At 41.4% G+C, this 24617-nt stretch carries 21 protein-coding genes; 14 read left to right on the forward strand and 7 right to left on the reverse strand.

Features of this window, described 5'->3' with window-relative positions:
• Positions 1–59 precede the first annotated feature (59 nt).
• The 5 genes from bamJ to AAG747_RS25160 all read left to right on the forward strand — a co-directional run bounded on the left by bamJ (position 60) and on the right by AAG747_RS25160 (position 5296).
• Complete coding sequence (gene bamJ, locus AAG747_RS25140) at positions 60–833, forward strand: BamJ family beta-barrel-assembly machinery protein (protein WP_346824011.1); 774 nt, start codon at positions 60–62, stop codon at positions 831–833.
• Positions 834–1081: 248 nt separating this feature from the next.
• Positions 1082–1951: a cation diffusion facilitator family transporter gene (locus tag AAG747_RS25145; RefSeq protein WP_346824012.1), complete on the forward strand. Its 870-nt coding sequence runs from the start codon at positions 1082–1084 to the stop codon at positions 1949–1951.
• Positions 1952–2469: 518 nt separating this feature from the next.
• Entirely contained in the window at positions 2470–4194 is a 1725-nt protein-coding gene (locus tag AAG747_RS25150) for a lipase family protein (protein WP_346824013.1), read from the forward strand.
• The gene (locus AAG747_RS25155) at positions 4191–4511 is read left to right on the forward strand and encodes a hypothetical protein (RefSeq protein WP_346824014.1); all 321 of its coding nucleotides are present in this window, start codon (positions 4191–4193) and stop codon (positions 4509–4511) included. The genes AAG747_RS25150 and AAG747_RS25155 overlap by 4 nt, the downstream gene beginning before the upstream one ends.
• Positions 4512–4654: 143 nt before the next feature.
• Positions 4655–5296 (forward strand): hypothetical protein, encoded by a 642-nt coding sequence (locus AAG747_RS25160; RefSeq protein ID WP_346824015.1) that lies wholly within the window; start codon positions 4655–4657, stop codon positions 5294–5296.
• A gap of 99 nt (positions 5297–5395) precedes the next feature.
• Here the strand turns inward: AAG747_RS25160 and AAG747_RS25165 are convergent, their stop codons facing one another.
• Genes AAG747_RS25165 through proC form a run of 3 tightly spaced genes read right to left on the reverse strand, consistent with a single transcriptional unit; the run spans position 5396 to position 8241 of the window.
• A complete protein-coding gene (locus AAG747_RS25165) occupies positions 5396–6595 on the reverse strand; it encodes a glutamate-5-semialdehyde dehydrogenase (RefSeq protein WP_430300672.1) in 1200 nt (399 codons plus the stop codon).
• Positions 6596–6644: 49 nt separating this feature from the next.
• Positions 6645–7433: a glutamate 5-kinase gene (gene proB / locus AAG747_RS25170; protein ID WP_346824016.1), complete on the reverse strand. Its 789-nt coding sequence runs from the start codon at positions 7431–7433 to the stop codon at positions 6645–6647.
• On the reverse strand, positions 7426–8241 hold the full coding sequence (proC, locus tag AAG747_RS25175; protein WP_346824017.1) for a pyrroline-5-carboxylate reductase: 816 nt from the start codon (positions 8239–8241) through the stop codon (positions 7426–7428). Before proC ends, proB begins: the two co-directional genes overlap by 8 nt.
• 897 nt (positions 8242–9138) lie before the next feature.
• On the opposite strand from proC, the gene AAG747_RS25180 reads away from it, so the two are divergent.
• Positions 9139–9570 carry a nuclear transport factor 2 family protein gene (locus tag AAG747_RS25180; RefSeq protein ID WP_346824018.1) on the forward strand — a complete coding sequence of 144 codons (432 nt, stop codon included), beginning with the start codon at positions 9139–9141 and terminating at the stop codon, positions 9568–9570.
• A gap of 281 nt (positions 9571–9851) precedes the next feature.
• Positions 9852–11264 carry an alpha-amylase family glycosyl hydrolase gene (locus AAG747_RS25185; RefSeq protein ID WP_346824019.1) on the forward strand — a complete coding sequence of 471 codons (1413 nt, stop codon included), beginning with the start codon at positions 9852–9854 and terminating at the stop codon, positions 11262–11264.
• Between the two features lie 100 nt (positions 11265–11364).
• Here AAG747_RS25185 and AAG747_RS25190 read toward each other — a convergent pair whose 3' ends face one another.
• Complete coding sequence (locus AAG747_RS25190; RefSeq protein WP_346824020.1) at positions 11365–13434, reverse strand: family 20 glycosylhydrolase; 2070 nt, start codon at positions 13432–13434, stop codon at positions 11365–11367.
• A 241-nt stretch (positions 13435–13675) separates the two neighbouring features.
• Here AAG747_RS25190 and AAG747_RS25195 point away from each other — a divergent pair, with 241 nt between their 5' ends.
• The 4 genes from AAG747_RS25195 to AAG747_RS25210 all read left to right on the forward strand — a co-directional run bounded on the left by AAG747_RS25195 (position 13676) and on the right by AAG747_RS25210 (position 16847).
• Entirely contained in the window at positions 13676–14260 is a 585-nt protein-coding gene (locus tag AAG747_RS25195) for a helix-turn-helix domain-containing protein (RefSeq protein WP_346824021.1), read from the forward strand.
• Between the two features lies 1 nt (position 14261).
• Positions 14262–15341, forward strand: coding sequence for a zinc-binding dehydrogenase (locus AAG747_RS25200; RefSeq protein ID WP_346824022.1), 1080 nt, complete (start codon positions 14262–14264; stop codon positions 15339–15341).
• 203 nt (positions 15342–15544) lie between these two features.
• Complete coding sequence (locus tag AAG747_RS25205) at positions 15545–16399, forward strand: hypothetical protein (RefSeq protein WP_346824023.1); 855 nt, start codon at positions 15545–15547, stop codon at positions 16397–16399.
• 13 nt (positions 16400–16412) lie between these two features.
• On the forward strand, positions 16413–16847 hold the full coding sequence (locus AAG747_RS25210; protein ID WP_346824024.1) for a ribosomal maturation YjgA family protein: 435 nt from the start codon (positions 16413–16415) through the stop codon (positions 16845–16847).
• Positions 16848–16862: 15 nt separating this feature from the next.
• Here the strand turns inward: AAG747_RS25210 and AAG747_RS25215 are convergent, their stop codons facing one another.
• Both AAG747_RS25215 and AAG747_RS25220 read right to left on the reverse strand, forming a co-directional pair.
• A complete protein-coding gene (locus AAG747_RS25215; protein WP_346824025.1) occupies positions 16863–18833 on the reverse strand; it encodes a leucine-rich repeat domain-containing protein in 1971 nt (656 codons plus the stop codon).
• A gap of 29 nt (positions 18834–18862) precedes the next feature.
• Positions 18863–20110, reverse strand: coding sequence for a leucine-rich repeat domain-containing protein (locus AAG747_RS25220; RefSeq protein WP_346824026.1), 1248 nt, complete (start codon positions 20108–20110; stop codon positions 18863–18865).
• 436 nt (positions 20111–20546) lie between these two features.
• Between AAG747_RS25220 and AAG747_RS25225 the strand changes: the two genes are divergently transcribed.
• The 3 genes from AAG747_RS25225 (at position 20547) to AAG747_RS25235 (ending at position 23070) form a co-directional block, all read left to right on the forward strand.
• Positions 20547–21413, forward strand: a complete 867-nt coding sequence (locus AAG747_RS25225; RefSeq protein ID WP_346824027.1) for an AraC family transcriptional regulator — start codon at positions 20547–20549, stop codon at positions 21411–21413.
• Positions 21414–21620: 207 nt separating this feature from the next.
• Positions 21621–22487, forward strand: a complete 867-nt coding sequence (locus tag AAG747_RS25230) for a pirin family protein (RefSeq protein ID WP_346824028.1) — start codon at positions 21621–21623, stop codon at positions 22485–22487.
• Between the two features lie 55 nt (positions 22488–22542).
• Positions 22543–23070, forward strand: coding sequence for a YceI family protein (locus tag AAG747_RS25235; RefSeq protein WP_346824029.1), 528 nt, complete (start codon positions 22543–22545; stop codon positions 23068–23070).
• Between the two features lie 923 nt (positions 23071–23993).
• Here the strand turns inward: AAG747_RS25235 and AAG747_RS25240 are convergent.
• Positions 23994–24338, reverse strand: coding sequence for a hypothetical protein (locus tag AAG747_RS25240; protein ID WP_346824030.1), 345 nt, complete (start codon positions 24336–24338; stop codon positions 23994–23996).
• Positions 24339–24617: the final 279 nt, after the last annotated feature.

Genomic DNA, 24617 nt, shown 5'->3' on the forward strand with positions numbered 1-24617 from the left:
AAACTACTTTTAATAATAAGGAATTGCCTTACTTTGCAAGTCAATTAAACACGGTTTACATGAGACGATTTGTTTGTATTTTTTTACTTAGTGCTTTGAGTACTTCTTTGTTTGCACAGTCGAAAAAAGAACTAAAAGCGAATAATGCTTCACTGAACACGGAAAACACAGAACTGAAAGAGCAACTGGCCCAACAAAATGAAGAGTTGGAGAAATTCAGAAAAGCACTGGAAGTGAACATGGATGAAAAACACCAAAAAGCCAGTTATGCCATTGGAGTGATGTTAGGAACCAATATAAAAAGCCAGGGAGGTGATTCTCTCAAAGTTGATGCCATCGTAGTTGGTTTAAAAGACGCCTTGAAAGATACACAAAAAATGGACCTGCAAGAGTGTAGTTTTCTCCTTCAATCTTATATGAAGGAAGTGATGGAGAGAAAAACGGCCGCACTCAAAAAAGAAGGGCAAGACTTTTTGGAAGCGAATAAAGAAAAAGAAGGGGTCGTTACCACCGAAAGCGGTTTGCAATACAAAGTTTTGGTGGAAGGCAAAGGGAATTCTCCGGATGCCAGTAGCCAGGTAACCGTACACTATAAAGGTTTGTTGTTAGACGGGACTACTTTTGACAGCTCATACGAACGGGGCGAGCCTGCCTCATTTCAATTGAATCAAGTAATCAAAGGATGGACAGAAGCCTTACAGTTGATGAAAGAGGGAGGCAAATGGATGGTATACTTGCCTTATGACCTGGCTTATGGGGAAAGAGGAGCCGGCAATGACATTCCTCCGTATGCTACCTTAATTTTTGAAGTGGAATTAATCAAAGTTCATTAGGATGCAAAACCAGATGTTGCAAAAGGCATGATTGATTAATTTTTCATATAATATCGAGAAAAGGCTACGAGAAATATACTTTGTAGCCTTTTCTCATCCGGAATGAAATTTCACCCCCCCTTTGACACAATTTACTCCGTACTTTCCTTGAAAAAACAAAATCGAATAGGTAGGTTGTTCCGGCTTTATTGAAAGCGACTTATTCTAGCGACTTTTCAAGCAAACATAGCCTCAAAAAACACAATCATATGCCCTCATCCTCAGAAAAAGCCATTCAAACGACATACTTCAGTATAGCAGGCAACGCCTTACTTGCCATTGCCAAAGGCCTCACAGGATACTTCGGCAATTCTTACGCTTTAATAGCCGATGCCATCGAATCTACCACCGATGTTTTCTCTTCTCTTATGGTACTTTTAGGTTTGAGGTATTCCAGTAAACCGGCAGATGACAATCATCCCTATGGCCACGGAAAAGCAGAGCCTTTAATCACATTTGTGGTGGTAGGTTTTTTGGTAATATCAGCAACAGTTATCGCTTATGAGAGCATTCAAAATATACAAACGCCACACAAAACCCCGGAAAAGTATACCTTGATTGTACTGGGAGTTATCATCCTGATAAAAGAGGGGTTTTACCGGATCGTAGTCTCTACCAGCGAAAAAACAAGGAGCACAGCCTTAAAAGCCGATGCATGGCACCATCGCAGCGATGCCATCTCTTCATTGATGGCCTTTATCGGAATTTCCATTGCAATTTTCATGGGCAAAGGCTATGAAACTGCTGACGACTGGGCTGCTTTATTGGCCTCCGGAATCATTGTATACAATGCCTATTTGATTTTCCGTCCGGCACTGGGTGAAATTATGGACGAACATCTGTACGAGGACATTGTTTTGCAAATCCGGAAAGTTGCCATCACGGTTGAAGGAGTCAAAAATACCGAAAAGTGTTTTGTAAGAAAGGCCGGTATGTTTCTGCATGTGGATTTACATTTAATCGTTGACGGATGCATTTCCGTAAAAGAAGGGCATGATATTGCACACCTTGTAAAAGAAGTCTTGCAAAATAAAATGCCTGAAATTGCCGATGTTTTGATCCATATAGAACCGGATTGAAACGGTTAACCTCCCTCATCGGCATATTCATTTCTCGGGACGGAAAATATATCCGTATACGCATTTTCAATACTGATTTCAATTTTTAAGAATGATGAAATTTATCTTCATTCCTTAAAAGACCGAATAAAAAATTTCAAATTGAAGTTAGGTACTACTTTAATACAATCAATGGTGTGACAAAGCCAGTGTCTTAGTATCACTTCCGGTAGCCTTCCCCGTTAGTCAACATTTACCCTAGTATAATTCCGCAAAAATGGTATCACCTTAAAAACTCCTGACAGAGAAACTTTGCATTATTCCATTGGGTATATTTTGAACTTTATTTACAAGAAACCTAATAATCAAGCACATACTCCTTAAAAAAGGAGAAACATTTATTGGGATAATTCAATAATCTCAGTAAATTTAGGGAGTAAATTAACCAATCCATGTATGATAAGCACATAAAACAACATATGAAATAATTTACCCTGTGCCTGTGATACATCTAATACTAACCATTTAAACCTTGAATTATGGCAAATTTAAAAGTCGAAAGCTCCGGAGGCAATGCGTACAAAGTATACATTGATCAAAGTACCAACGAAATCGTTGCAACGGCCTACCCCTCCGGCCAACCGAATCACGCACAATCCAAGTCCGCCCGGATCAAAGTGGTAGGAGTAAAGGACATTATCATGTTTGTGCCCGGAACCACAGACCCCCTCAACCTTACCGGTGCCAACCACCAGGCCAATAAGGACTATTGGAGAAGAATCCATACGGAAGGTGGAGACCATGGCGGATCAGAAGCGGGCGGGCAAGAAAATTTATGGCAAAGTGTCAAAAAACTCAAGCCCCAATTCCTGGACTTGCATATTGAAGACGAATTCTTTAGCTGGTCCGGAGATAATAACCATGAAGCCAGGGTGGAAGGGGCCGAACGCCTTTTGGACTTGTTTCTGCGTGTGTATAAAAACTGGCAGGACCAAGAGGTCTACTTGCACTTGATCGGCCACTCGCACGGGGGAAATGTCATCAATCAGTTTACCGAAGTCATTGCCAACGACTCAAGGTTTCCCGAGCCTTGGAAAGTAAAAAGCATCACGTATTTGTCCACTCCGTTTTTCAAAGAGCAACACCAATTGAATCACAGCAAGTTACACAAGGAGTGCAAAATCATCAATGTACACAATGAGTACGACATCACACAACGGTTTGTCGCGGATTTCACCTTGAAAAACCTGGAATCCCTCTTGGCAAACTTTAACAGCGATGCTTTTGAAAAAGCAATGCAGAGAATAAATGAAACGAACTTTGCGGCCTTTAACCACCTGTCCGAATTAAACATTAATAACCATACGGAAGGGCCGTTTCTATGGAGTCAGACAGCCATCATGCTGGACGGGGTTGATCAATTAATGGGTGTGTTGATTGACAATTTTGAAAGCCTGGACGATACCAATGTACTAGCATGGCAAAAGCGGCAATTCATCACAAGACTGACGGAAATCAAAGAGTGGGCCGAAGAAAGAGGACCTATCTTTGAAAATAATAGCAGGAACAGAAGAGGTGGCTACGGAAGGTCTGAGTTTTTTGAGGATATAGACCTTGTGAGAATCCTTCGCATTGCCAATACTTTATTTGCGATTGGCACGGGTGTTTCCGATAGCTATTTATTAGACTTGCTGGCGTCCATTCTTTGTACGAACAGTACCGGTATTGCCGACCGTATTGACGACACCACCTGGACTCCTCAGGAACAAACCGGAGGTAAATACCAAATCGAAGATGTGTTAATTACCGACAAAGATCCTTACCATAGCAGAGGCAAAAAATCCAATTACGATACGTTTATCAATGGAATTGAAAGTTGCGTGAAAGCCAATAAGCCGGATGTCAAACAAGAATTGCTTATGCGACTGGTCAGCCAGATGCTTACACCGGAAGGCATAAACGGACTTATTTCCACAATTGATCTTTTGGAGTGGATCATTACAGGTGAAGCCGATACACAACTGAAAAGGTTAAAGAGAAACTTGACGGTTTATCATGGAATTGTCAACAGATTCCATGCGGACCTGATCGCGGAACAAGACCTCAATGATCCCAACCTTAAAATCAAACCGGGTAGCTTGCCTTACCTGGCCACTACGGCACATAGCTTAAGCCATACCCAACTTTTTCCTAAAGTGAAAGAAGCCTTGTCCGCCAGCTTTGGCTCAGGCAAAAATCCGGGGTACAAACCTAACCAATCATGACATTCATTTACAAATACAAAATCATCTGGATACTGGGCATCATTGTGCTAAGCATGTATTTGGCCTATCACTATACCACTTGGCCAATTCTAGCTTTTGCAATGGGACTTCCTTTGGCGATTCCCAGTATAATCCTCTTTTTGCTTTTTGATTATTTTTTGTGGGGCAAAAAAATAAAGAACAATATTTTATTGGGTTTGGGAAGAGTCACTTTCATTGCGCTTATTACCAACTTGGTTTACTTTGCCAATGAATTGCTCTTTTTTGAAACGGGAGTTGCCCATACGTTTTTGGATACTCACCCGGTGTTTAATTAGTCAATAAACATTATAACATTCATTTTTTCAATGGAAAGCTCCATTAGGTAAGACTACCTTTTGGAGCTTCGTTTTTTACACCTGAAATAAAAAAACATCATGAAATCCATTAATTCAAAAATCCGGATACTGAAATTTACGGCATGAAGCAACACAAGTATATTGACTTAAACACAGGAGGAATTGAACAATACGCCATGGTGGTTCCTTTGAGTGATTTGGACGAGTGGAAAAAAGACGGCTGGTTAGAATATAACCAAATCGGACTGCCAGAGGATACCAAAGAAGCCTGGATGCTATACGGTGATATTTCGGAAGAAGAAACCTTGATTTTTAACAAACCGGAATTTCTTAGCGAAATAGGAAAAACATCTCTTTTGGGAAGAAAAATCACAAGCATTAATCCCCACTTGGGAACTTACGGAATGGGAGGAGCAGGCTTTTTCGGTTTCTTACTTGACAATCATCACTACCTGGTGTATACCGCTTGGGGAGCTCAAAATTATATACGCCTAAACGACCAGGTAATTTCAAATGCTAAAGGCTTGATCGAAAAAGAGCTTTTGACTTCCAGCATTAAAAACACCACCCTCAAAGACATTGATTACCAAGAAGATTCATGTGTTTTTTCATTAGAAAAGAACCAACAACGTATCAAAATTAAACTTGTAAAAGAATCGCACTTACTCAATTATACTACCGGAAAAAACCGGCAGGCTTTCATTGATGGAAGTATTTCTGATTATCTACTCCTCCAACATAAAAATGCCACCTTAATCGTATAACTCATCGCTTTATTATTATCTACAGAAGCAGGAAAGTGTGATTCAAATACAAAAGGCCATCCTAACGGATGGCCTTTTGAAGTCACTTATAAAAAAGCTTTACTCTCTGATTTGGCCGTTGCCAAATACATAATATTTGTTGGTCACCAATTGTTCCAAACCCAAGGGTCCTCTGTGGTGCAACTTGTCTGTGCTAATGGCCAGCTCAGCCCCCACTCCCATCTGTCCTCCGTCAGTAAAACGGGTGGAAGCATTGTGATAAACCGCTGCGCTATCTACCTGTTCCATAAAGCGAGCTGCTTTGTTTTTGTCACTCGTCAGGATAGTGCTGGAATGCCCTCCGCTGTATCGGTTAATTTTACCAATTGCTTCGTCCAATCCGTTTACCAAACCGATACAAGCTTTTAAAGCCAAAAACTCCTCGTACCAGATATCTTCAGAGGAAATTTTCTTTGCAGAAGTTAAATAAGGAAGCACTTTATCGCCTGCCAAAAGCTCCACTTGATAGGCAGTAAATACCTGCTCAAGGTCTTGTAGTTTGCTTTCCAGACCAGGCAAGTCCTTATCCACTAAAATTTTATCCAGAGCATTACAACCACTGATCTTATGGGTTTTGGCGTTGATCATCACTTTTTTGGCTTGCTCCCAATCCGCATCGCTCGCCACATATGCAAAATTATTTCCCCGGCCACTCACCAATACGGCACATTGCGCATGTTCTTTCACAAAGGCAATCAATTGCTCTCCTCCACGGGGTACAATTAAGTCCAGCTTTTGAGAAGGATTTTTCAAAAAGGCCTGTGTTTCCTGGCGGTTCAAGGTGAACAACTCTATCCAGTTCGTACTCAACCCATTTTCCTTCAAGGCTTCGTGCCAGCATTCTACCAAAGCTTTGTTGCTATGAATGGCTTCTTTACCGCCTTTCAGTAAAATTTTACTATTGGCTTTAAAAGCCAATACGGCCGCCTCAATGGTCACATCCGGGCGCGACTCGTAGATAATCATAATCGTACCGAATGGAGCCGTTTGGTTGACTACTTCCAGGCCATTCTCCAAGGTACGTTGAGAAATAGTTTTTCCTACGGGGTCCGCTTGCTCTCTAACTTGGCCCACGGCTTTTATCATATCATCAACCTTGGCATTGTCCACTACAAGCCGGTCGTATAGAGCTTGATCTTCCCGCTCAAAAGCATCCAAGTCTGCTTGATTCGCTTGTAAGATTTGACTCCGGTTTTTGTCGATCACTTTCATCATCGACTCCAACACTTTATTTTTCGTTTCGGTGCTTAATAGTTCCATTGTACTGTTCCGGTTTTTTAAAACATTTTCAATCCTATTCCTTTACGGCTCACAAGGTGAAGCGCGTACCCACTTCCTTACCGTCTACAATATCCACGATGACGTTTTCCAATTTACCGTTGGCAATAATGGTCGGAATATTCTTTTTGGCAGCTTGCTTGGCCACACAAAGCTTTGACTCCATTCCTCCCCGGCCTTCCGCTTCGCCTTTTTCCGATTCCTGAATGAAATGTTCCACCTTTTGATCTACGGTCACATGTTTAAACAGCCGGGTATGTTCATCATCCGGATGGCCATTGTACAAGCCATTCGTATCAGTCAGCAAAATCAACATGTCGGCACCGATCAACTCCGCCACCAGACTGGCCAACTCATCGTTGTCTGTAAATGTAGACATGGAAAGCGACACCGCATCGTCCTCATTGGCAATGGGAATCACCCCTTCCGAAAGCAAGCCTTCATAGCAGTTGATCATATTTTCCCGGTGTTTTCCCGGATCGAAATCCCGCTTGGTGGCAAGCACCTGAGCGCATCGCATCCCGTAATCCTGGAAAATATTATAATAATGGCGCATCATACGTGGTTGTCCGATAGCCGAATAGACTTGCCTGCGAATCGTCTCTTCTTCAATATCCACTCCCGTACTCAACACCTCTTTTCCCGCAATAACAGAGCCCGAAGAAACGAGCACGGACATGATTCCACGTTCATACAAGATGGCAATCTGATCGACCAATTGTTTCAGGATGGTACCCACAATGCGATTGTCTTTATTGGTCATCACATTGGTTCCCACCTTGATGACCACTCGTTGGATGGGTTCACCGGTGTTAAGCATTGCTATACTCCTTTCCTAATTCCACAGCCCGTTCAAAAGCTGCATAAGCCGCTTCCTTAATTAATTCCTTTACATTATTGTCCTCCATCGAATCCAGAGCGGCCCGGGTCGTTCCGCCTTTGGAAGCCACTTTGTCCATCCAGGAATTCGGGTCCAGATCGGAAGAATTAAACAATTCCACCGCACCGGCAAATGTCTGTCCGACCAACACTTTGGAGTCGTGGTCCGAAAAGCCCATTTTGAGAGCCGCTTCCAACATCGACTGCATAAAGTAAAAAATGTAAGCGGGTCCGCTTCCGGAAATACCCGTAGAAGCATCGATATCATTTTCGGTATCCAACAATACCGAACGGCCCGTGGTATCCAGCAAGCTTTCTACCGTGGACAGCTCCAACCTCGACACTTCTTCCGAAGCAGTAAAAGAAGTCAATCCCATTCCTACTTTTGCCGGTAGGTTGGGCATTGCGCGTACCACTTTCTCTACGCCCAGTCCATTTTGAATGGCCTCAATGGTGACTCCGGCCATCAACGATATAAAAATTTGCCCGGAGCTGACCAGAGGCCTCATCGCCTCCATCAACTCATACGCATGGTACGGCTTGACGGCGATAAATACCACATCCGCCTTTGGCAGGCATTCACCCAACTTTTCGTACACATCGAAGTAACTGCGCTTTCTCAGCTCTTCCGTTTTGTCTTTTGCACTGTCAAGGATCATCAGATCCCGGTTTTTTAAGAATTTTGATTTAGATATAGCTTCGGCATAGGTCAAACCCATATTCCCTCCGCCAATCATAAGAACTTTCATATATGAAATAATAGATTAGTTACACTTAATGAATAAGTCGTATTTGCTTCTGAACCCACTCTCGATTGACCTGGAATATACGGTCTATTAGAGTAATATCTTGTATTGCATGTGCTTGTATTGAGGTTTTGATACTCGGATCAAACCTCACTTTTGAAGTGTTACGATGAGGTGCTGTCTGATGAAAAGCCATAAAGAGCCCTTAGAAAACCGTCCGGTTTTTCACAAAATAACACAGGTTACCCTGCAAAAAGCCCGATGACTTTCCCCCTAAAGAGAAGAGCTTCTTCATTGATTTTTTACAACAGCAAAAAATGCCTCAGTTACAAAACTCAGACGTGTTCGAAGTTTTGCAGATGTAAAACGGGACAATACGTAAAATCAACAATTTTATAAATCATGATAAGATCAGAACCTTTAAATTAGCTTCAAAATAAAGGTTTTATGAAGCAAAATGGCTTGCCAGGGGAACTTTTCCCCAGAAGAATTTATGTTGTTTGAACGGTTGAAGGTAGTCTGCTTTTTTGATGAAAAACTATCTTCGAAGAGTTAATCATTTAAGCAATAACCGGGTGCAAAACTAAAGAAGGATTCTTATTATCGAAAATAATTACCCAAAGAATTTAGGATTTTTCCGGTTTTAGACCTGCAAAAAACGGGTAATTTCAAGGGGTAAAACACGCTGATATTTTTTTGAGAAACCCTCCGAAATACCACTCACCAACTAACTGAAAAACAATAATTTACCCAAGCAATCAAAAAACCGGATACCCCCGACTTTCCTTCTGTATTCAGCATAACTTTCCGGCAAGTAAATCATCATTTCAAAATTCAATACCTTTGCCGGGCTTTTCCATACAGTTGCCCCATTAAAAAACAAATATTTATACCATAACAATGAAAACAGAGCACCAACAGAACCATCGCAAAGAATCAGTCATTTCTTATTTCAAAAAAGTAGACAAGGGCGATCTTACGTACTACGATTTGTTTACAGAAGATGTCCAATTCTTTTTTCCGAAATTCGGTCTGGCCTGTGGCAAAAATGCCATAAAACGTTTTGGCAAAAACATTGGCCGTTTTTTGAAAAGTATTCAACATGACATTGAAAACTTTCACTACATCATTTCCGGAGACTCCGTTGTAGTGGAAGGGAAAGAAAACGGAGTCACTCACGATGATAAAGCCTGGCCGGATGGAAATATTTCCCAAGGTTTGTTTTGTAGTGTGTTTGAATTCGAAGGGGATTTGATCAAACGGATGCATATATATGTAGACCCTGATTTCACCTCTGAAGACCAAGATAGAATTCAGATATATAATCCATAAACCAACATTTCAGAAATGAGGCCGGCAGCTCTCTGACCGAAGGTGCCGGCCCTAATTCAATGCCACCCCTCCTTGAAGCGCCTCTCTTTTCCATAGAACTTTTCACCCTCAATTCATCTAAAAAAAATCAATTTCACACTGGATTATCTCCCTAGTTATCAGTAGATTTAAAACAGACACACGGGTACTATACATTCAAAAGATAAGGCAAGGTCTATCAGCCATAAAACTTCTCAAAGTTGCATAAGTGTCATAAATTTTAACCTTAATAAATTATTCTAATGAGAGGGACAATACTTCAACCGTGGAATTGGCATACGCCAGAAACAGACTCTGAGGGCTTACGACTGTGGGAGCGAATCAAACGCGATGCTGCTAACATAAAAGCACAAGGCTATACGGCCGTTTGGCTTCCTCCGGCCTCTATGGCTTGGACCTTTAATGGTGAAAAAGGAGTGGGTTATTCCATCTCCCATTGGAGCGAATTTGACGACACAAAATATGGCGATAAGGAGGACCTTGTCCAGGCTTGCAAGGCATTGCAAGAACAAAATATCCAGGTGTATCACGACATCGTCCACAACCATCTGATTGGCGGAGAACAAGAGGAAGGGATTTGGTGCTTGCACGTAAAACAAAACAATAAAAACGAACCCGCTTTTCCCGGTGCCCAGTGGCACCAAAGGAATATTCACACACTTTTTCCTGCATTAGGTCTGGACCATGATCATTTTGATGCGGTGCATGACGAATATGGCAACTGCTATGCCATCACCGGAAAAACTTTTGACCGGGAAGCCGCTCAGGACCCCCTATTAGGTTCGGACTTGGATTTTGATAATATTGATTTAATTGAAAAATTAAAGTTTCACGGCAAAAAAAACCTGGATGAAATCCATACGGATGGCTACCGGTACGATGCCGTAAAACATATCCGGCCCAAAGGAACCAAAACCTTTCACCATTCAATGCAAACGCATGCGAACAGAAACCTGTTCGGCTTAGGAGAATTCAGCGACTCAAGGATACATGAACTTCACAACTATATAGCCAATACTTCCGGCATATTTTCCTTGTACGATTTTCCTCTTCAAAGAAAAATGGTCCATGCTTCTATCGTCCGGGACCACTTTGATATGGGTTCTATCTTTCAAAATACTTTAGTAAAAGAACAACCCGTACTAGCGGTCACTTTTGTACACTCACACGATGACATGCCTCCTATTCACGATCAAGACCCCAGGGGCGAATACATAGGCGATTGGTTTATCTCTCAAGCCTATGCTTTAATACTTCTGCGTGACGAGGGCTATCCGGTGGTTTCGAATGTGGATACCATCCGGCATAAGGATATGCTCAAAAGGTATATGCTCCTCAGAACCCACTGCACCTATGGAGAGAGGTTTGACCGCTTTGATCATTATCACACAGTAGGCTGGTCCTTTACCGGCAACTCCCCCTACGACAATAGTATGGCTGTGGTCATGACGAATGGTACCGTAGAGGGCTCCAAATGGCTCAAGACAGGCAAACCCTTCACCAGTTACCGTGATTTTACGGATACAAGAGCAGAGGTCGTTACGACCAATACAGACGGCTGGGCAGAATTCAAATGCTCCCGGGAAAATACTTCCGCCTGGGTGGAAGAATCCAAATACCATTCTTTAAAAGAACAACTTTCGGAATTAGACTAGGCCACTGAATCGAACAGGCCCAATCAACACAGAAAGGCTTTTGTTGGGATAACTACAAAAGCCTTTCTGTGTTTCGGGTAAAGGGAAAGAATCAATGCACTTACTTCTGAGCCGGTTTCACGGAAAACCGCAACCCTTTCATATCCAAAGGCGCGAATGTAAACATCCAATTTTGGTACCCGGTGGAAGCCGGGATTTTCACAAAAACCTTGTTCCAGTCTTTTTTCAAAGCAATTTTCGCAGGCTTCCTTGTCCAATACAGTTCCTCTTTGGCCCAAGGGATTTCCTGATCTCCGGGTATTCCCCAACCTTCTTGTTTTTGGGTTTTCCAGCCCGGATTATTCCAAACGGGCCCTTCTAACTTTTTATCGTTCACCCAAACCTCTCCCCCATTGATGTCCCATTCCCCGTTGTGAGCAATGCCCGTATAAATCCGGTTGGCCCTCAGAGGCGTTTCAAAATTCAGCCATACTTCAATGTCCTTGTTTTGATCGCTATGTATGTAGGTCAAAGCATAAACGGTTTGACCCGCTTTCGCTTCCGGGTAGTATCCTCCCAGTTTATAGCGGTCTTTGATTGCCAAGGTGTTTCCCCGGGCTTGTTTCCATTGAAACAACTGGCCTTGATAAGTATATTCAGGTTTGATTTTCCGGACAAAGTCATCCCCTTCATCTCCATCAAAAGGCCCGATCAATTGCCACTCCTTATCGCTTTGTCCTAAATATTGAAACGGTTTGTTCGAAAAATACCGCTGTTTATGAGCCACTAAGTACGTCTCAAATGCTGCAAAATAGCGAGCTGCTTCGCTTTCTTTTGGTGGTAAAGCCATCCAATAGGTTTGAGAAGCGGAACGTACATCTGCCGTCCAAGTACTCCAGGCATAGGTAAGTAAAGCCGGGTACACCGGATTTTGCAAAAAGGCATCTTCTTCCTTAATTAAATTGACATCCGGCCAAAGGCATAAAATCCCTCCCAATACTTCGTTCCCCTGTTCCGAACCAATGGGCTTAAAAAACAGGGTATTGATAAAAGTCATCGGCTCTCCTCCGTTGATATAGCTGTTTCGGGAGTCGATTTCCCGGACACCTGTTCGCGTAGAAGAAGGTTTGGCCGATCCCCATACTTGTCTGATTACGCTGGATTTGGCTTCCAGCCCCGGATTCCAGATGACTACTTCACGGTCATGACCTTCAACAATATGAGTCATTTTGGAGATAAATTCTTCCGGGTTGGGAATATGGACTTCATCCGAGCCTATATGAATGATAGGCGCCAACTCTTTGGGGATTTCGCGAAAAAACTCTTTTAAAATTTCCTCCAAAGCATGCATTCCTTCCGGAGATTCCATTTTGAAACCCATTGCTTTGGTAAAGGAGTCGCTGTGGCCCGGCATATCGATTTCGGGAATCACCGTAATCATACGTTTACGGGCATAAGCCATCAGCTCTCTAATTTCATCATAGCTGTAAAATTTGCCAGGATTGCGTGTAGCCCGGTGATTTTCAGCAGCAGTGAGCTGAGGATATTTCTTACTTTCTATTCTCCAAGCAGGCCTGTCGGTCAGGTGCCAGTGAAACACATTCAGTTTATATCTGGCCATCAGGTCCAATTGTGCCTTCAGCGAAGACATGCTTTGGTAATTACGCCCCACATCGATCATGTATCCTCTGATGACATGTGCAGGTGCGTCCACTATCTCACAAAGGGAGATTGTACTGCCTTGATCCCCTGTTCTGAGCAATTGCCTCAAGGTTTGCAAGCCGTAATAAAACCCGGTATCCGTAGAGGCCTTTACTTGAATCCCTTTGTCGGAGACGTTCAATTCATACCCTTCTTCAGAAGCCATTTCTTTCTTTTGAAACCGGATAAAATAATCAGCTTCCGGATTTAATTCTATTCCGGCTTCATTGCTCACTTGATACAATTCATCTGTGATCAGTCGGCTTAGGGCATTACCGGAAGCCACCCGGATACTTTTGACCAATACTGTTCCCTTATGCCAATCGACAGACTGTGGATAGGGAACCAATTTCACGGGTGCATTTTGAAGCTCTGCTACTGAAAACTTACTTTTAAACTGAGTGGAGTTGGCTCCTTGAGCAGAAGCCTTTGTAAAGAACCCGCTGAGTGTAATAATGAAGAAAGCATAATAAGTAATTTTTACATTCATATTGATCCGTTTGTTAAATATACCCCATTACTAAAAAGCATCCCACCCAAATTTCAAAGCAGGAAAAGAAACTCCTTAATTTTCATATTAAGAAAATAAAAAACTTTTAATTATCATTACAATCATACAAAAATTAATAAAAACAACAATTAAATATTAACCAAAAGTAAACTTTGAAAATATAATTTTCTTTACAGGAAAATGAATTTACCTTTGTACACATCGCAAACACGTACAATTTATGGATGTAAATGATTATTTAATTATCTGGATCGGGGCAAAATTGCGAGAACTTCGCAAAGCAAAAGGCTGGAACCTGAGTGAGTTTTCCGAGAAGTCGGACATCAGCATTGCCATGCTTTCCAAAATTGAAAACGGCCGGGTTTTTCCAACTTTCCCTTCATTGCTTCAAATCCTCAACGTACTGGAAGTAGACCTGAACGAGTTTTTTAACGACTTACAAGTCAACAACAAGTTTCCCGGGTATATTTTCAAAAAGCGCAACGAATACCAAGCGATTCACAAAGAAGAATCCGAAGGCTTCAATTACGAAGTGGTTTTTGCGCATACAGTCAACCATTTTTCCATTGAAGTTTCTATGCTTACCCTCAACAAAGGGGCCCAACGGGAAAAAGTAAGTACGGAGGGGTATGAGTTTATCTTTCTGATCAAAGGAGAGATTCAATTCGAATTAGGAGAAAATACCTTCGAGTTAAGAGAAGGTGACTCTCTGTTTTTTGACGGCCGGTTAGCTCACGTACCCCATAATAGGCTCGATACGGACGCGGTATTGTTAGTGATGTATTTCATAACCCAAATTCAATAAGATGGATCATTCGAAAGCAAAGGCTATGGTTTTCCGGCAAGCCCAAACCCCTTTTATCCCCTACGAAATCAATCTGCCCGAACTACAAACCGGAGAGGTCCTGGTCAAAATCAAATATACCACCATTTGCACAAGTGATCTGCACACCTTTACCGGAAGGCGCTGTTCACACTCTCCCAGTATCCTGGGTCATGAAATCATTGGTGAAGTCATCGACTTGAAGGATGGTAAAGATTTTCATGGTCATGCGTTAAATATTGGCGACCGGGTCACCTGGGCGGTATATGCCTATGATCCTGCTTGCAAGATGGCCAAGAAGGGTATTCCCCAAAAATCCGAAAGTTTGTATAAATACGGTCATGAAAAGCTGGTCAACAAGCAAAACCTCAGCGGTGGTTTTGCCACACATTGCCATTTGAAGCAAGGCTCGAGCATTTTCAAGCTGCCTGAAAACTTGAGCCCGGAAGAAGCAACTCCCCTCAACTGCACCCATGCCACCATTGCAGGTGCCTTAAGAATGACGGGAGATATTACGGACAAAAATGTACTAATTATCGGAGCCGGTATGTTGGGCTTGTCAGCTTGTGCAATGGCTAAAGAAGCCGGGGCCAAACACGTATGGGCCATGGACATTGATCAAGCAAGGCTTGCCAAGGCAAGAGCGTTTGGCGCTTCGGGTGTATTGGATGCCAACGAAACAGTTGAATCATTGAATCAAGAACTAAGCCCAACCGATGGTATCGATGTCGTGATTGAGACCAGCGGTGTGCCCAGCGCCATAGAAAATGCCATAGCACTCGGCAATATAGGGAGCATTCATGTATGGGTGGGAGCTGTGTATAGTCAACGGGATCTTGCTATCAATGCGGAAAAAATTGTCCGCAACCTGATTACCCTCAAAGGTCTTCACAATTATATTCCGGAGGATTTGGCTTATGCGATTCGTTTTTTAAGTGCTGCCAAGCACAAATATCCTTTTCATGAATTAGTGAGTCAGGACTTTCCCCTGTCACAATTGGATAAAGCCTTCGAAACTGCCAATAAGGGAGGGCACTACCGGGTGGGCATCCGTCAATCATAAACCACCGGACGAGCAGGCATTTGGAATCCTTATTTAATTTTTTCTCTTGCCGGAATAACTTCCGACAAGAGAAAATTTTATAAAACCCATATAAAAAATCGTATCACAAGAAGATTTCATGCTCTCTATCGCTAATTTTAAGGAAAAGAAGGTATTTTTCAAATATACATCCACATTACTTTCAACCACCAAACATTAGCGGAATGCGTCAGATCTTCAAACTGTATTGTCCTCACAAGCGCCTTTTCTATTGGGCCATCTTACTACTACTTGTAAGCTCGTGTATTTCAAGGTTGGCCAGGCCTGAAATCACCGGAGTGATTGTTGATTATCAAAAAAAGCCCATTGCCAACTGTACTGTTGGGGAAGTAAAGACAAATGCCAAGGGGGAATTTTGCTTACCCGAACAGAGATACAATAAATTTTTCCTTACGGAAATCTTTCAAATGGAAGCTCCCCCCATATTCGTTTCGGAGGACATCGAAAAAGAAGGATATATAAGTGAACGCATTAAGTTTTTCGACAGATATGGAGGAGGGGCTCCCAAAGGAACCCAATACCCTATGGACACCATTGTCTTAAATAAAACCAACCAACATTTTGACATTCCGAAACTTCTCAGTGACACGTGGGAAATGAGCGCCAACAAACAATTGGATACGCTATATTTAATCAAGAAGGATTTTTTCGAAACCTGCAAAACCCATAGATGCGGAGAATTTTACCAACTTCACAGCATCCACAGAGACCAGTATTACCACTCCGGCAAGCTTCCGGAAGGTATCCTCAGCAGACACTACCTCCTGCACTTTCAAACGCAAGGCAGTTTGGAAATTCAAAAAATACTGCATTACGATCACAGAGTAACAGACGCCGGGTCTAACCGGGGAAATGACACCCTGTCGGTCACCGGGAAGTGGCAATTCCCGGACAAACGTACGGTGGTATTCGATTCTTCACTCCCCGAACTGAATACCTCTTACAAAATAGCCACCTTGGATTTCAGCTATATCATGTTGGCCAAGTCAACAGTAAAGGAACCTGTTGTTGAAAAGTAAAAAAACGCAAACAATGACCGGCCAAATGATTCAACCCAAGAGAAGGCGGATCCGCTATGCTCTACTCACTGTCTTAACGATCGGAGCAGGTTTGTTTTCCAGAACGGAGTTTATCCCGGAGATCATCTATCCCTACTTAGGCGATATTTTATATGCCTTGATGATCTTCTGGATCATTGGGTTCCTCTTCCCCAAAATGAACCCTTTAAGAATTGCCTGTTTGAGTATTGGCGCTTGCTTTCTGATCGAAATCAGCCAGCTCATTCAAGCAGATTGGCTCAATCAAATAAGAAATACCCGCTTGGGTAGCTTGGTATTAGGACAGGGCTTTCTTTGGAGTGATCTTGTTAGCTATACAATAGGTGGAACATTGGGTATCCCGTTGGAAAATTCTATGCAAAGAAACGTTCTTTTTCAATACAAAAACAGCCACCGGCATTTCAAATGATGAAACCTTGTATTACTACTTTTCTTGCTCTTTCAAAGACTCCCGAAACTGTGCAATACTCTCAGCTTCTTCTAACAAATCCAGCGTCTTCTCCGGAAGTGGATTGCCCTCCAAATACAAGGATAGCAACGCAGGCAAATTATCTAAAAAAGTAAGTTCTTGCAATTGGTTATTTTTCAGATCCAATACCGTTACATGAGGCAGTTTTTCAGGAATAACAAGCGATTGTAATGGATTATTTCTTAAAAAAAGAAACCTCAACTCCAACAAGCCTTTTAAGAAAGAAACTTCCCGGAGCTGATTGTCACTTACATCCAAAAACAATAGCTGAGATAACTTTTCCGGAAAGGCAATCCCACTCAACTGATTCCCACTCAAATTCAGATCATGTAATAGGGGAAAACCTTGTATAAAAGAAGTATTCCGGAGCTGATTGTCTTTTACGGACAATTTTTGCAAACGAGGAAGTGCTTCCGGCAAACGGATTTCCCGGAGTTGGTTATTACTCAAATCCAACTCTCGCAAATGAGGTAAATACTCCGGAAAGAATAGTCTTTGCAACAAATTCCCACTTATGTTCACCGCTTCTAAATGCAATAATTTTTCAGGAAAAGAGAATTGTTGTAATTGATTAGAAGCGATGTTTAATTTTTGCAATTCAGGCAAACTTTCAGGAAGCCTAATTTCCTTCAACAGGTTTCCTTCCAAGGATACAGAACCTAACACAGGCAGTTTTTGAGGAAAGGAAATACACTGAAGCCGGTTATTACTCACATCCAAGGTTTGTAAACAAGGCAGACCAGCCGGTAATGCGAACACCTGTAGTTGGTTTTCACACAGAAACAACTCTTGCAACCGGGGCATTTTAGCCGGCAGAACAACTTCTTCCAGTTGATTTTCAAATAAACATAATAGCTCTAAGCAAGGCAAGGTTGAGAAAACCGGAAATTTCCGAAGCTGATTATTGTTTACATCCAGGCTTCGCAAACAGGGCATTTCTTCCGGAAAGTGAAGTTCCCGGAGTTTATTCATGCTTATATCCAGCTTTTGTACCTGGGAAATCTCTTCCTGAAAATCAAACCTCTGAAGTTGGTTATTGCTTATATCCAGATTCTCCAAATTGGGCAACGCTTCCGGAAAGCAAACAGATTGCAATTGGCAGTACACCAAATCCAATGTATGTAACCGGGGCATGCCTGTTAAAAAAGAAAGCGATTGAAGCTTATTTCCACTTAGATCCAACTCTTGCAACCGGGGTAAAGTTTCCGGAAAACGAAGCTCTCGTAATTGGTTATAATTCAGTTGCAACTGCTCTAGTTTGGGCAACACTTCCGGAAATTCAATTGCTTGTAATGGGTTATAACGTAGCGTGAACCGCTCTAACTTAGGCAGGTATTTTGAAAGTGCAACGGACTGCAACTGGTTCCAACTTACATCCAAATAACATAACTCCGGCAACCTTCCGGGAAGGGATAATGTCTGCAATTGATTGTTTTGCAAATACACTTTTTGCAAGTGAGGCAATTCTTCCGGAAAGGCAATTTCCCCGATTTGATTTTCTGACAGGTTCAAAAACTCCAACTTTTTTAAACTTGTTAAGAAGGAAGCATCTAACAGTTGATTACAACAAAGATCCAGATACCGAAGCCGGGTGAAACGCACCAAACCATCACAATGTTGAATTTCCCAAGGAAGCCTTAGTGTTCCTGCCAACACCAACTTTTGAAGCCCTGGAGGAAGAAAAGCAGGCAATTGGATGAATTGATTGTTTTTCCCCGGATTTTTACTTTCTTTTTCTATACCATTTATATCCTCATCAAACTCAAGCCATTCATTCGAAAAAATAAGAGTTTCCAGATGTCCGGCACCCTCCAAGAGTTGAAACAGTTCCTTTTCGGTACCGTCCAATCCACAGCGGCCCAAATCCAAATAAGGGCTTTTTGTACGAAGGTTTTCTATAATCAATTGTTGGGCAAGCTCACTCATGGTTTCTATTGGGTCTTTAATGCACTTTTTTATTGAAGCGATTTCAAATACTGACGGAGTTTTGAGACATCCTGTGTTTCTTTCAAAAGCTTTTGCTCTATATTCCGAACCGGATTTCCACCCAACCAAAGTTGATCTAATGCAGGTAGCATCTCTAACAATGCCAAACCAAACTCCGTAAGTTGATTTTCACTCAAACTCAAATACGTTAACTGGGGGAGCTCTTCCGGAAAGGCTATTACTTGCAATTGATTATTACTTAAGCTCAAAAATTTCAATTGTGACAAACCTTTCAAGAAGGAAATCTCGCAAAGTTGGTTGCTCCCCAAATTTAACACCGTCAAATGGGCTTGCTTTTCCGGGATGAGGACTTCGCACAGTTGATTCCTGCTCAAATCCAGGTTCTGTAACCGGGGCAAACCTTTCAAAAAAGAAGTACTCCGAAGTTGGTTTTCTTTTATGTTCAGTTTTTGCAAATGAGGTAACGCTTCCGGCAGACAAATATCCTTTAGCTGATTCGTACTTACGTTCAAATGACGTAAACAAGGCAAGCTTTCCGGAGTGGAAAATGTATGCAACTGGTTAGCGCTGATGTCCAGGTATTGTAGTTGAGGCATTTTTCCCGAAAGGGAAATTTCTTGAAGTTTGTTACTTGACAACACCAAAGATTTCAACCGGGGCGAATCATGCATTATCAACCGCCCTCGCAATTGATTATCGCGTATGTCCAAGTATTCCAATTCCGGAAGCACTTTTGGCAAACTGATTTCTTCGAGTTGATTAACACTCAAAAATACTTGTTGCAACTGTGGCAAATCCTTGGGTAAGACAATGGTCTGAAGCTCGTTTTCCTGCAAATCAAGATGATATAATTCCGGAAAAACTCCTAAAAGCATAAGTGAATGCAATTGATTGAAAGCCAGATCCAAATAACCTAGTTGAGGCATATGCTTTGGCAATGTAATTTCCTGCAACAGGTTATCACGCGCATTGAGTGTATGTAATTCGGGCAAACTTTCTGGCAAAGAAACATCTCTGAGTTGATTTCCACTTAAATCCAATGTTTGTAGAAACGGGAGACTCCACGGTAGCGTAAACTCTTGCAGTTGGTTCAAGGCCAAACTCAAAGACTCCAAATGTGTCAGTTTTTTTAAAAAAGAATGCTCCGGGTGAAAAAGCTCAACTTCGGTACCGTCCAATCCATAGTCGCTCAAATCCAAATGAGGATCTTTCCTCCGGAGATTGTCCTCGATCACTTCTAATACACTTGCTATCATTTACAAAAATATCATTTAACAGAAGGACTGTTGTTTAGCAGGTCATCCCACTTCCTCAGCCTCATTTTTTTCAAAGATTCACAATATTCCGATACCTCCCTAAACTTAAACGTTGGCTCTATACCCTGAACCGGATTACTTTCTAAAAGTATCGATTTTAAAAGCAGTAAATTATCAGGCAACGCCCTTCAAATTCTTTTATCAAACTGATGGCTCCAACTCCGTAAATGCTTTCGCCCTGGCAAACAAAAATGAAAAAGTCTTTCATTTTATCCTTCCCCCTTAGATGTGATTTGCAACGATCCCTGGAAACCGGGAATACAACTCATAGAAGCGTCCGTTTCTTACTCTCATTCGCCACAATGAAAATCCATAAGACTCTTCTGGGAATCGTGTATTTTTTGTAGTATTGAAAGATTGTCGAATAAAATTCAGGATGGAAACCATAAAAATATACAAACAGGTAAACAGAGAGCATCCTTCAAAGAGCTTTGGTATTTCCAAAATGGAAGAGACCTATCATAAGCTACATGGCCAGCCAGACCATCCACACCGGCATGACTTTTACACGATCTTATTGGTAGAAAATGCCAAAGGAACTCATAATATTGATTTCAGAGCATATGACCTCACTGGGCAACAAGTTTTTTTCATCAGCCCCGGACAGGTACACCAAGTCATCGAAAACGAACCATCCCAGGGATATTCCATGGTCTTTTCAACAGACTTTCTCGTGGAAAATAACATCCCTTTTTCCTTTATTGAAGATCTAAACTTGTTTCATGATTATAACTACAACCCTCCATTGACAGGAACCTCCGCACAATTTTCCAAACTCTTACACTATTGTTCGGATATTGAATCTTATTTTCATTCGGATAACAAGTTTAAAGAGAGGGCTATCGGGGCCTTGTTAGAATTATTTTTGATCACTTGTAATAATTTGTGCACCCTCCCCATGCAAGATGCTCAACAATGGGAGTCAGGCAAAGTCCTTCTCAAAAAATTCAAAAGCCTGGTAGAGCAACACCATTCGTATTGGCATTCTGCAAGCCAGTATGCCGATGCCTTGAACATTACGGCAGACCACCTCAACCGGACGATCAAAGGACTGACCGGAAAAACGATCAAAGAATACCTTCAATCCAGGATTATGGTATCAGCCAAGCGTTTACTGTACTTTTCCGATGCCACCACCAAAGAGATCGCTTATCAGTTAGGTTTTTCGGAGCCGGCTAACTTCAGTGCGTTTTTCAAAAAAAATGCAGGGGTATCTCCCACCCAATTCCGCAAAAACCCATGAACCTCCCTTAGCTTTTCTCTACTCATTTTAACCTCTACTGCCAACACTGCTTCTCAGATATTTCAACAGTAGTTCTACCCTTGAACCTTGTTGAAAAACGGCTTCCTATTTACAAATGCCGGATTTTCATAAGCTCTTCTCGATAATTCATATTCCTACAAACATTTGTTTAACCGATATTTGTATAAACAATAATTAATCAACCTCATGGATCGAAAGAAATTTTTAAAGAAATCCTTTTTCAGCAGCCTGGCAGCCACCCTTGCTCCTTCTCTGTTAAAAGGAAGTTCGACAGGCACTACCGGTTCCAGGAAAGAAATTATTGGTCACAATCATTTACCTAATCAGGAGAAAACAACAATGAACACCGTATTACATAAAGCCGATACCCGTGGATTTGCCAATCACGGATGGTTGAGATCCCACCATAGCTTCAGCTTTGCCAATTACTATAATGCCGACCGGATGGGATTTGGCACCTTGCGCGTACTGAACGATGATCGTGTTGCCGGAGGAAGAGGATTTGGCCGTCACCCGCATGACAATATGGAAATTATTTCCATTCCACTCTCCGGTGATTTGGAACACAAAGACAGCATGGGCAATACCACCGTGATCAAAGAAGGAGACATTCAGGTGATGTCAGCCGGAACGGGAATCTTCCACAGCGAATACAACAAAAATGCAGATAAGGAAGTAAAATTCCTGCAAATATGGGTTTTCCCCAACCAACGAAATGTTACCCCGAGGTACGATCAGATCCCCATTTCTGATTTGAAAACAGACAATCAGTTTTACCAAGTACTCTCCCCTACTCCGGATGACCAAGGAGTGTGGATTCATCAGAATGCTTGGTTTCATATAGGGGACCTTGAAGCAGGACGGAATGCTACCTATTCTCTAAAAGCCCCAAGCCAAAACGGAGTATATGCATTTGTACTGGAAGGGGATGTAAGCATCGGAGAACAAACACTCAACCCCCGGGACGGATACGGCCTTTGGGACATTGAGAACCTGGAAGTAAAAGCCCAAAGCAAAGCCCGGGTATTATTAATGGAAGTCCCCATGCATTAAATCAGTTAAAATTTTGCCATTCATTTATTTTCAAAAATTATAATCATTTACAATTATGGAAAAATCAACTTGGATCATTGACCCTGCACATTCGGAAATTTTTTTCAAAGTAAAACATATGATGGTTTCTACGGTCACCGGAGCGTTCGACCAATTCACCGGAGCAGTGGAAACCGAACAAGATAATTTTGAAGGAGCGAACATCCAGTTTAAAGCAGAGACAGGAAGTATCAATACTAAAAACAGCCAAAGAGACGAGCACCTGAAATCGGATGATTTCTTCAATGCAGAGGCTTATCCCGAATTGACCTTTAAGTCTACTTCTTTCGAAAAAAACGGTGAGGATTATAAGTTAACCGGAGACTTAACCATCAGAGATATCACCCGGCAAGTGACCTTAGATGTGGACTTTAACGGAGTAGTGGTAGATCCCTATAATCAAACCAAAGCAGGGTTTGAACTTAGCGGAAAAATCAACCGGAAAGACTTTAACTTAAGTTGGAATGCCGTGACCGAAGCCGGATCCATCGTAGTAAGCGATCAAATCCGCCTGGCCTTAAGCGTGCAGTTGATAAAACAATAACCAAGCTTACTACAACTAGTAAACATTGACCTGTTTCCGGTTGAAACCGGAAACAGGTTTTTGTAATTTATAGCAAATTTTAAGCATAAGAAAAGCAATATCCACTAACATAAATACATCTCCTTTTATTCCTTACCGTACCGGGGGCGCGTAGTCTGAAACTTATATTTCGGAGTCTCCTGTTTCTCAATGCCCGCCAGGTTGAGGTTGTAGTAGTTGAGATGAGCCTTCGAGAACTGAAGTTATATGGGGTAAATTCCTTTGCCAAATAGGTACATATCCTAACAAACCCTATAAATCAGCTAATTGAGACGTTTCAAGGTTTTTGTTAAACTGTTTGATTAATATTAGTTTTTTATGATGATGCTGATTTTAACAAAAAACCCCTACTGAATTTCTTCAAAGTTAAGCATTCGCACAAGTAACCTTGATGTCTGATAACATAGAGTTAGTTGTACGTTTTAATTCATCAGAAAATGACTCTAAAATGGTAAATAGCCCAAAAACCCTAAAAAATATAAGATAATTATAAGTATAATACTAAATGATAGATCTCGTGGTCCTGTAATTATTTTGTACTTAAATAAGGTAAAATTTATTACTATTTGTAATAGTATTCCAGGGATATTTATATATAAAACATACTTTTGGCTGGCTGTACTAGCTCCAATTCCATATAAGAAAGCTATAATTACACTTAAAAAACTTAAGCCTATATATACTACTAAATTTACAAGTAATATTATTATTAGTTTCATAATCAATATTGTGAATATCTCTACTTTTATACCAAATGCACTCATTTGTTTTAATATCGTCCCAATAGCTTTTATGCCCTCTTTTAGGACCAATTCAAACCCTTTCATTGCATATAAAGAAAAAGTCAACCTTATATACTTTTACACTTTTTAGTCGGAGGACGATTAATCATCGCCGGATGCCAATGATTCGTCTATAAAGAACCTTATTAAGCCAATTTCTTCCTTTGTCAAAACAGGTAATTGCTTTTTATTGATTTGATTATGGTAATCACTAAATCTAACACCCCAATCTTTTTTATTTATTAAATCAATAAATGGTTTGGATACCATTTTCTCATAAAATGAATGGCAGTTTGAACAATACTCGTCATTCATGTTCTTACCGATGAACAAGCTGTCAGTATAATTTTTTAAAGGTTTCAAAAAGTTAACTTCTTCAATAAGTGAATCATGCCTATATGTTTCTTTAAGTATGATTTTCCCATCATGATAATGCCTTTTTACCATGACATTTGGGGATCTATTCACCTTTAATATCAAGTTTCTGCTAAAGTCGTAGTGTTGCCAATTTCCAGTGGGCTTCCCTTCAGAATATGCGCCACTTACTATAACGTGCTGTCATGACTATAAAAAGCAATTGAGGATGTGTTTCTTTTATTTTTTAATGATTATCCGTAAAGCTGCCACCCCGTAAATAAGATACGGTCAGTTGATTGATATTAGTCTAAAAAAACCAGACTGATATGGATAGCATTACAGCATTTATGGAGAATTACCATAGTGAGC

Source organism: Rapidithrix thailandica, from assembly GCF_039710355.1.
Taxonomy (GTDB): domain Bacteria; phylum Bacteroidota; class Bacteroidia; order Cytophagales; family Flammeovirgaceae; genus Rapidithrix; species Rapidithrix thailandica.

Excerpts from the sequence above, each read along its gene's own strand:
- bamJ (WP_346824011.1), top strand. The coding sequence starts at position 60 with ATGAGACGATTTGTTTGTATTTTTTTACTTAGTGCTTTGAGTACTTCT.
- AAG747_RS25145 (WP_346824012.1), top strand. The coding sequence starts at position 1,082 with ATGCCCTCATCCTCAGAAAAAGCCATTCAAACGACATACTTCAGTATA.
- AAG747_RS25150 (WP_346824013.1), top strand. The coding sequence starts at position 2,470 with ATGGCAAATTTAAAAGTCGAAAGCTCCGGAGGCAATGCGTACAAAGTA.
- AAG747_RS25155 (WP_346824014.1), top strand. The coding sequence starts at position 4,191 with ATGACATTCATTTACAAATACAAAATCATCTGGATACTGGGCATCATT.
- AAG747_RS25160 (WP_346824015.1), top strand. The coding sequence starts at position 4,655 with ATGAAGCAACACAAGTATATTGACTTAAACACAGGAGGAATTGAACAA.
- AAG747_RS25165 (WP_430300672.1), bottom strand. The coding sequence starts at position 6,595 with ATGGAACTATTAAGCACCGAAACGAAAAATAAAGTGTTGGAGTCGATG.
- proB (WP_346824016.1), bottom strand. The coding sequence starts at position 7,433 with ATGCTTAACACCGGTGAACCCATCCAACGAGTGGTCATCAAGGTGGGA.
- proC (WP_346824017.1), bottom strand. The coding sequence starts at position 8,241 with ATGAAAGTTCTTATGATTGGCGGAGGGAATATGGGTTTGACCTATGCC.
- AAG747_RS25180 (WP_346824018.1), top strand. The coding sequence starts at position 9,139 with ATGAAAACAGAGCACCAACAGAACCATCGCAAAGAATCAGTCATTTCT.
- AAG747_RS25185 (WP_346824019.1), top strand. The coding sequence starts at position 9,852 with ATGAGAGGGACAATACTTCAACCGTGGAATTGGCATACGCCAGAAACA.
- AAG747_RS25190 (WP_346824020.1), bottom strand. The coding sequence starts at position 13,434 with ATGAATGTAAAAATTACTTATTATGCTTTCTTCATTATTACACTCAGC.
- AAG747_RS25195 (WP_346824021.1), top strand. The coding sequence starts at position 13,676 with ATGGATGTAAATGATTATTTAATTATCTGGATCGGGGCAAAATTGCGA.
- AAG747_RS25200 (WP_346824022.1), top strand. The coding sequence starts at position 14,262 with ATGGATCATTCGAAAGCAAAGGCTATGGTTTTCCGGCAAGCCCAAACC.
- AAG747_RS25205 (WP_346824023.1), top strand. The coding sequence starts at position 15,545 with ATGCGTCAGATCTTCAAACTGTATTGTCCTCACAAGCGCCTTTTCTAT.
- AAG747_RS25210 (WP_346824024.1), top strand. The coding sequence starts at position 16,413 with ATGACCGGCCAAATGATTCAACCCAAGAGAAGGCGGATCCGCTATGCT.
- AAG747_RS25215 (WP_346824025.1), bottom strand. The coding sequence starts at position 18,833 with ATGAGTGAGCTTGCCCAACAATTGATTATAGAAAACCTTCGTACAAAA.
- AAG747_RS25220 (WP_346824026.1), bottom strand. The coding sequence starts at position 20,110 with ATGATAGCAAGTGTATTAGAAGTGATCGAGGACAATCTCCGGAGGAAA.
- AAG747_RS25225 (WP_346824027.1), top strand. The coding sequence starts at position 20,547 with ATGGAAACCATAAAAATATACAAACAGGTAAACAGAGAGCATCCTTCA.
- AAG747_RS25230 (WP_346824028.1), top strand. The coding sequence starts at position 21,621 with ATGGATCGAAAGAAATTTTTAAAGAAATCCTTTTTCAGCAGCCTGGCA.
- AAG747_RS25235 (WP_346824029.1), top strand. The coding sequence starts at position 22,543 with ATGGAAAAATCAACTTGGATCATTGACCCTGCACATTCGGAAATTTTT.
- AAG747_RS25240 (WP_346824030.1), bottom strand. The coding sequence starts at position 24,338 with ATGGTAAAAAGGCATTATCATGATGGGAAAATCATACTTAAAGAAACA.